This is a genomic window from Desulfovibrio sp., assembly GCF_018379785.1.
In the GTDB taxonomy this organism is placed as follows: domain Bacteria; phylum Desulfobacterota; class Desulfovibrionia; order Desulfovibrionales; family Desulfovibrionaceae; genus Desulfovibrio.
Genome location: NZ_JAGZUV010000027.1, coordinates 44772 through 52551, shown reverse-complemented (window position 1 = coordinate 52551; position 7780 = coordinate 44772). Strand labels below are relative to the sequence as shown.

Genomic DNA, 7780 nt, shown 5'->3' with positions numbered 1-7780 from the left:
TGCCCGGTGGAAAGATAAAACAGTGTGCTCATGACTTACCTCGGGCGTTATAAATACACTGATATAAAATGGTTGGCAATTAACGAGTCCTGAACCTAGTACCCCGTAACTCATAAAGTTACGGGGTACTGGCCGCCGGACGAAAGTCCGGCGCGCCGCCGCAGGCGGCGTGAGCGAGCCGAAAACCGCGTTTTTCGGCGCAGCGATCTGCACACAGAAAACGAAGTTTTATGTGTGACATGGCACTAGGCTCAAGCGACACATGCCGCGACCCTGTGGGAGATTGCGCGCCGCCGCAGGCGGCGGCGTGACATCTCACCAGGCCCGGCCCATTCAGTGTGGAACTCCGCGCTCCGGCGCGGCCGACCAGCCCCGCCCTGGTATCCTGTCGGCACGGGGCCGATGTTTTTCACTTCCCGCGCATGTCGCGCGTCCGCCCGCAACCTATCTCTCCGCCCACTTCGGCCTGTGTGAAATATAGCCATCTGTGTAAATTTTATACATGCCCGTACGCACCCTGTATAAAAAACATACGCCCATTTTTCATTCTTTTCCGTCAATAGAGAAAAAACTCTATTAAATTATAATAGGTTAGCCGTTTTATCAAACTTTGGCACGTGCATTGCTATAAAAAAGGCATGACGCACGGAACACCGGGCGCCCAGAAAAAAATAACCTGACTGCTTGAAAGGTAAGGAGATTATAATGAGAAGTTCCCGTTTCATTCTGCCCGCGCTGCTGGCCGCCGCTCTGACTGGTGGAGCACTGGTCACGGACAGCATGGCCCGTTCCCACTACAGCCCTGATTCCGGCTACGGCTGTGAAGGCTGCCCCGGTGGATACGGCTACGGATGGAACAGAGGCGCGGCTCTGAGCCCCGAGCAGCAGGAAAAATATACAAAGATCGTGGATGAGTACGCCAAGCGCATGGATCCCCTCCAGGACCAGATTTTCGTAAAACGGCAGGAACTGCGCGCCCTGAGGAACGCTACCAACCCTGATGTTAAAGCTGTGCGGGAAACAGCCACGGAATTGACAAAATTAAACAATCAGCTGGGCGCCCTGCACGATGAAATGGCCCAGCGTCTTGAAAAGGAAGTGGGTGAACCCGCAGGCGCAGACACCCGCCCCAATGGATACGGTCCCGGTTACCACATGAGGGGCCACGGTATGGGTCACGGTATGGGTTATGGCCACGGTATGGACCAATACTGATCGGCAACGCAACCTTTAACCTGCTGAATCACCAACTTGCTTATCCGCCGACGGGCGGTCGATATATACGAAAAAAATAAAACAAATTTCCGTGCCGCTCCCAGCCCCCATCAGGACCGGCACGGAGAACCCCCCGAAAAACCTCCTCCTTTGAACAGAACCCTCTAACCATCGGAACATCCTCCCTCTCAGCGGCCGCCGGTTGCCCCCGGCGGCCGCCCCTCCTTTTCAGGCTCAGCCCGCAAGCGGCGTCGCCCGTTACAGACCCGCAGCCGGTACCTTGCAACAAGCCCTGTTCATTGCGGCCTCCCGGGCGGGCTGCCGCGCCCGCAATGCGGCCCTTACGCGGCATGCGGCGGCACACGCCCGAAAGATCGGTTGCCGCGGGTAGAATCCGTCCCCCGCTCGTGGAATGCCCGAAGCTGCAAAAAACCGCCCTGAAGCATGACCGCCGCCCGTGAGCCGTCAAGGTGGGAGGCGCTCAGCATCCGGAGGGCGGGATGGGACAATTTGTCGTGCTGTAAACCGGAAAACGCGGCCCGGCATTTGAAAGATCAGCCCCATAAAACCCGTAGGGTTTTGCGGCGGCCGCGCCCCACCCATCGAACCTTCCGCCCCGACAGGGCCTTGGAGCCGCGGAAGCGAAACCGCCCCGCCAACGACGACAGCCGGCGTTGCCGCCGGCTGTCGCAAAGGGAGAAAAGCGCGCCGCCGTGCGACGGAAATCAGGCTTCTTTCATCCGGGTGATGAGTTCATTGAGCCGCTGGGCTTGAGCGGCAAGATCGGACACGGCCCTGGAGGCCTCGGCCATGGCCCCGGCGGTCTGTCGGGACATGTCGTTGACCTGGACGATGGACTGGTTGATCTCCTCGCTGGCGGCGGACTGCTCCTCGCTGGCCGTGGCAATGGCGTTAACCTGGTCCCCCGTGGCCTCCACGGTGGCCATGATTTCTTCCAGGGCCGCGCCGGACCGGCTGGCCAGTTCGTTGGCCTCGCCGATGCGCTCCACGGCGTTGTCCACGCCGGTCATGCTCTTTGACGTGCTTTCCTGAATGGCCTTGATGGCGTTGCCCACATCCTGGGTGGAGGCCATGGTCTTTTCAGCCAGTTTGCGCACCTCGTCGGCCACCACGGCAAAGCCGCGCCCGGCCTCGCCCGCGCGGGCCGCCTCAATGGCGGCGTTGAGCGCCAGCAGGTTGGTCTGGTCCGCGATGTCCGAGATCACGGCCATAATCCGGCTGATGTCCCGGGCGTGTTCATTGAGCTGGGCCATATCGCCCTTGAGGGCCAGGGACATCCGATGCACATCCTCAATGCTGCGCACGGCCTTTTCCACCACCTGCGCGCCGGCCTCGGCCTTTTCCTTGGTCTCGGCGGAGGCGGTGGATGCGGAACCGGCATTCTTGGCGACTTCCTGCACCGTGGCGTTCATCTCGTTCATGGCCGTGGCCGCTTCGGAAAGTCGAGTGGCGGACTCGGCCGCGCCCCTGTCGGACTGCTCAATCTGGGCCGACAACTGGGTGGAGGCGGAAGAAAGCACGGCCGCCACTTCCTCCAACTGGCCTGCGGCGCTGAGCATGCCTTCGCGGCGCGCGCCTTCGGCGGCTTTGCGGGCCTCCTCGGCCTCACGCATGGCCTGGCGGGCCTCTTCAGTAGCCGCATGGGCCTCCCGCGTCTTTTGCTCGCTGTCCGCGAAGAGTTGCTTGAGGTTTTCCACCATGGCCCCCACGCCCCTGGCCAGGCTGCCGATTTCGTCCGTCCGGGCCGCGCTCTTTTCCAGGCTGCGGCGTTGCGCGTCGTCAATCTCAAAATGTCCCTCGGCCACCCGGCCCACAAAGTGCGCGCCTTCCCGCAAGGCCCCGGCGATGTTCCGGGCCACCAGGAAAATAACCAGGCCCACCAGCAGGGCGATGCCCAGCGTCAACAGCAGATTGCCGCGCAGCAACGCCGCTGCGGGCGCGAGCATTTCGGCCCGTTCAACGCCCACCAGCACGAACCAGTCCATCTCGGGGATATTGCGGAAATAGGCCACCTTTTCCTTGCCGTCCCAGACATAATTCAAACGGCCGTTGCGCTGTTCAAGAATCTGCCTGACCCAGTCCAGTTTTCCGTCTTCGTCACCGATATATTTCTTGTTGGGATGCATCAGCAGCAGGCCGCTGCCGTCATAGACGAAGCAGGCCCCGGTTTTGCCGATTTTGATGCTGTCCGTGGTTTCCGCGCTGAGATTCTTGAGATCCAGCGTGGCGTAGATCACGCCCAGCACCGAACTTCCGTCCATGACCGGCGCGGAAAGGATGGTGGTGACCTCGCCGGAGGTCTTGCTGCGCGTGTTCTGCACGCTGCTCTTGCCCTGCATGGACGCCGTAAAATACGGGCGCTCCCTGAGGTCCATGCCCTTCCCTTTTTGGATGTTGGTATGTCCCACGACCATGCCGTCCGTACCGATCAGCCCCACGTCCGTGAGCAGGGGAAAATTAGTGGAAGCGCTTTTCAACGCCTGCTGCATGGCGGGACGCAATGCGTCCTTTTCTTCTTCGGATCCGGCTTTGAGAAAATTGCGGATGCGGGCGATGCTCGCGGTATTTTGCAGTACATTCCGCAACAGCTCGGTCACGCTTTCCAACTGGCTGGTTTCACTGCCAGACAACAAGCTGAGGTCCTCGGAGATCTGAGCGTCCAAGGAGCTTTCCGCACGGTTGTAGCTGAACCAGCTCACCGCGCACAACCCCAACAGCGCGGGCAGCAAAATAAACAGCAACATTTTGGGCAACAATCGCAGCTTCATGCCATCCTTCCCCCTTTTTCAATTCAACGACGCGGACAGCGGCGTGAAAAAGGCGTCGCAGCGCATGACGCCACCCTGACAAAAAGCGCTCAGCCTGGCCTCCAGACACAACGGGGTTCTATGCCGATACGGGCGAAACAAAGCCTATGCCGGATTTGCGCTACGCGCAAAATCCGGCGGGCGCGCCCGTCAGTGAAAAGCGGCCTGACATGCCGGAATACGGCATCCGCACGGACATAAGGCCTGTGCCGGGGAACATGGCGAACCATTTTCCTCTCTGCCTTTTCGTCATATTCCGGAAAAAGATTATAGCCGCGACGATATTGCCGTCGCCGCATGCCAAAAAACTTTATGCCAGCGCCGTTCAGAGAGGAAAACCAGAGGGAGAAAAAGTACGGCAGGCCCGCAACTACGACCGGGGCCAGAGCCGCAGGACAGGGTCCGCGCCGTAGCGGACGCTGTCCTGCCCAAGGCCCAGAGCGGCCCAGGCCGGGCGCAGTTCGTTGCTGTGCCCCCAGAAATACCCCTGGCAGGCGCGCGGCGCCTCCAGGCGCTCCAGGGGCCGCCCCCCCAGCTCACGGGCGGCCAGGTCCCGCACGGTCATGAGCAGGGCCCGGCCCATGACCCGCGCGCCCAATGCCGGATGGCAGGGCCCGGCCAGCACCGCCCCGGCCAGGGAGGCTTCCGGAGCGAGGCCCATGCGGATCACCGGCGTCCCGGCGGCCCGCGCCAGCAGCCAGCCGCGGGCCAGAGCGTCCAGGGTGGCCTCCATATCCCAGGGTTCATAGGCTCCGGCGCGCCAGAGCCCGGCCAGCCCCGTGCCCGCCAGCACCAGGCAGGGATAAAAACGCAGCATGTCCGCGCCCGCGTCCAGAGCCAGAGGCACATCCGCCAGAAAAATCTCCGGACTCGTCCCCGGCATGCCCGGCAGCAGCTGCACGCCCAGCGCCAGGCCCGCCGCCTTGACCCGGGCGCAGGCCCGCAGGGCCGCCGCGCCGTCATAACCGCGCCGGGCGGCGCTCAGGGCCGCGTCCGCGAAACTCTGCACGCCCAATTCCACAGCCGTGCAACCGGCTTGGCGCAAACGGGCCAGCAGGGCCGCATCCAGACAATCAGGCCGGGTGGAGCAGCGGAAGGCGGTTATCCGCCCTCGCGCCAGCGCGGCGGCGGCAAATTCCAGGCAGGCGTCCCGTTCCGTTTCAGGCAGGGCCGTGAAAGTGCCCCCGTAAAAAGCCAGTTCCGCCGGGGGCAGACCGCGCGCGGCGCGCAGGTCCAGGAGCGCGCGGGCCTTGTCCAGAATGCGGTCCGGCCTGGCCCCGATCTGGCCGGTCTGGACGTCCTGCGCGCAGAAGACGCAGCGCGTGGGGCAGCCCCGGAAAGGCAGAAATACCGGCACAATGGGCCGGGCGCGCCGGAACGGCGGCCAGGACGCGCTCAGCGGAAACGGGGCTGGGGAAAGACAATCGGACGGCATGGGGCCTCGCGGGACATGGTGCGGAACAGGGCAGCAACAGGGATGGACCTTTGCCGGGACCGTGAATACAGCCGGGCAAAAAAGAAAAATCTTGCTCAGACCAGGGCTTGCGTGTACTTATAAAAGAAAGTGTCACTTGTGTGAAGCGAATGCGCGCCATTCAACATGGACGCGGGGGTCGCCTGCGCGACGGCTTGGGGCCGTCAGCCGCAGGACGTGGCATGAACGCGCCGGAGAAATTCACGATGAAAAAAACACTGACCAAAGCGGATATTGTGGAGGCCATCTATGAAGAGACCGACAAAAACCGCGTGGATGTGAAAAACGTGGTGGAGCAGCTCCTGGAGATCATGAAGACCGCCATCAAGAAGGACCGGGCCCTGCTGATCAGCGGCTTCGGCAAATTCGAGTGTTACGACAAGGCCTCCCGCAAAGGCCGCAACCCGCAGACGGATGAAACCATCACCCTGCCGCCGCGCAAAGTTATGGTCTTCCGCTTGTCGCGCAAATTCCGCTCGGAACTTAATCCGTAAGAGCGGACCACCGTGAGCCCTGACCCATCTCAGCGGCAACGCCGTTCCAGGGCCGCAGGGCGTCATCCGTTTTGCACGTGAACGCGGGCCCTTGCCGGCGTTCACGGCACGTCGCACGGTCATGCCGCCCGTTTTCCGCTCCGCTGCCCGTGACGCCGGTCGGGGCGGCCAGCGGGTGTTACCGCGCCGTAGTCACAGGGAAGCTGACCGTCCGCTGTGACCGCGGGAGTGGCGGAATCGGGCATTGTGCCGGGAGTCGCGCATGCTGTTCAATTCCTATCCTTTTCTGTTCTGCTTTCTGCCTCTTCTGCTGCTGGCCTGGCGTCTGGCCGGGGGTTTCGGCTCCGCGCGGCTGGCCTTGGTGCTGCTGTTCTTTTCGGCGGTCTTCTACGGCCTCTGGGGCACGGGTTTTCTTCTGCTGCTGGCCGTCATGGCGGGCATGAACTACGCCTTCGGCCTGGCCCTGGCCGCGCCGGAAAACCTGAAAAAAAGCCCTCTGAACCTGTCCCGCAAAGGCCTGCTGGTCCTGGCCCTGACGCTCAACCTGCTGCCCCTGCTCTGGTTCAAATACTCTTGGTTCCTGGCCCAGAATCTGGCCCTGCTCTTCCATACGGAATGGAATTTCCAGCCGCCCGGCCTGCCTTTGGGCATTTCTTTCTATACCTTCATTCAGATTGCCTGGCTGGTCAGCGTCTACCGCCGTCAGATCGCGCCGCGGGGCCTGGCGCGGCACGCGCTGTTCTCCTCCTGCTTTCCCTATGTGATTTCCGGCCCCATTGTGCGCTACGAGCAAGTAGGCCCGCAGTTCGACGCCCTGGCCGATCCCGGCGCCGAGGGCCTGGCGCGCGGCTTCAGCCTGTTCAGCATCGGACTGGCCAAAAAAATCCTCCTGGCCGACAGTATCGCCCTGTACGCCGACGCGGTGTTCAACGCGGCGGAAAAGGCCTTTCCCCTCAGCGGGACCGAAGCCTGGCTGGGCTCGTTCTGCTATACCTTCCAGCTCTATTTCGACTTTTCCGGCTATACGGACATGGCCCTGGGCCTGGGCCTGATGCTGGGCCTGCGCCTGCCCGAGAACTTTAATTCACCCTATAAATCCACGGGCATCGTGGATTTCTGGCGGCGCTGGCACATCACGCTCAGCGCCTGGCTGCGCGACTTTCTGTACATTCCCCTGGGCGGCAACCGGGCCGGACGGCTCAAGCAGTACCGGAATCTCTTCCTGACCATGCTCATCGGCGGGGCCTGGCACGGCGCGGGCTGGACCTTCATGGTCTGGGGGGCCCTGCACGGCCTGATGCTCAGCGTGAATCATTTTTTCCGCGCACAAATCAAGGGTTCGCGCCTGGAAGCCGTGCTGGCCTCCGCGCCGTTACGCCTGCTGTCCATTGCCTTTACCTTTCTGTGCATTAATTTCTGTTGGGTGGTCTTCCGGGCTCTGAGCCTGGACGGCGCATTGCGCGTCTACACCGCCATGTTCACCGGCCCGTTCAGCCTCCAAACCGGATCGACGGACGGCCTGCTGCCCAACCACTACTTTCAGGGCTGGCAGCCTTTCGCCCTGCTCGTCCTCTGCGCCGTGCTGGTCTGGGCCTTTCCCAACAGCCGGGAAATTCTCCAGGGCCGCCGCGACGGCTCCCGGCCCTGGCTGTTCTGGCGGCCCTCCCGGCTCTGGGCCTCGGGTCTTGCCCTGCTAGCTTTTGCAGCGCTGATTCTGGTCTCGCGCCAGTCCACTTTTTTATATTTTCAGTTTTAGCGCCGGGAGCCCA

At 62.3% G+C, this 7780-nt stretch carries 5 protein-coding genes; 3 read left to right on the top strand and 2 right to left on the bottom strand.

From position 1 onward, the window contains the following. The first annotated feature begins 705 nt into the window (after nt 1-705). Complete coding sequence (locus KH208_RS07715) at nt 706-1215, top strand: Spy/CpxP family protein refolding chaperone (RefSeq protein ID WP_291435241.1); 510 nt, start codon at nt 706-708, stop codon at nt 1213-1215. 725 nt (nt 1216-1940) lie between these two features. Here the strand turns inward: KH208_RS07715 and KH208_RS07710 are convergent. Together KH208_RS07710 and KH208_RS07705 are read right to left on the bottom strand one after the other, a co-directional pair. Next, entirely contained in the window at nt 1941-4004 is a 2064-nt protein-coding gene (locus KH208_RS07710; protein ID WP_291435239.1) for a methyl-accepting chemotaxis protein, read from the bottom strand. Nucleotides 4005-4413: 409 nt separating this feature from the next. After that, nucleotides 4414-5478 carry an elongator complex protein 3 gene (locus KH208_RS07705; protein ID WP_291435238.1) on the bottom strand — a complete coding sequence of 355 codons (1065 nt, stop codon included), beginning with the start codon at nt 5476-5478 and terminating at the stop codon, nt 4414-4416. A gap of 245 nt (nt 5479-5723) precedes the next feature. Between KH208_RS07705 and KH208_RS07700 the strand changes: the two genes are divergently transcribed. Together KH208_RS07700 and KH208_RS07695 are read left to right on the top strand one after the other, a co-directional pair. Further along, on the top strand, nt 5724-6011 hold the full coding sequence (locus KH208_RS07700; protein WP_009302678.1) for an integration host factor subunit alpha: 288 nt from the start codon (nt 5724-5726) through the stop codon (nt 6009-6011). 262 nt (nt 6012-6273) lie between these two features. Beyond that, nucleotides 6274-7767, top strand: coding sequence for an MBOAT family O-acyltransferase (locus KH208_RS07695; protein ID WP_291435237.1), 1494 nt, complete (start codon nt 6274-6276; stop codon nt 7765-7767). Nucleotides 7768-7780 lie beyond the last annotated feature (13 nt).

Bases quoted from the DNA above. Each gene is read 5' to 3' on its own strand.
- KH208_RS07715 (WP_291435241.1), top strand. From the start codon at position 706: ATGAGAAGTTCCCGTTTCATTCTGCCCGCGCTGCTGGCCGCCGCTCTG.
- KH208_RS07710 (WP_291435239.1), bottom strand. From the start codon at position 4,004: ATGAAGCTGCGATTGTTGCCCAAAATGTTGCTGTTTATTTTGCTGCCC.
- KH208_RS07705 (WP_291435238.1), bottom strand. From the start codon at position 5,478: ATGCCGTCCGATTGTCTTTCCCCAGCCCCGTTTCCGCTGAGCGCGTCC.
- KH208_RS07700 (WP_009302678.1), top strand. From the start codon at position 5,724: ATGAAAAAAACACTGACCAAAGCGGATATTGTGGAGGCCATCTATGAA.
- KH208_RS07695 (WP_291435237.1), top strand. From the start codon at position 6,274: ATGCTGTTCAATTCCTATCCTTTTCTGTTCTGCTTTCTGCCTCTTCTG.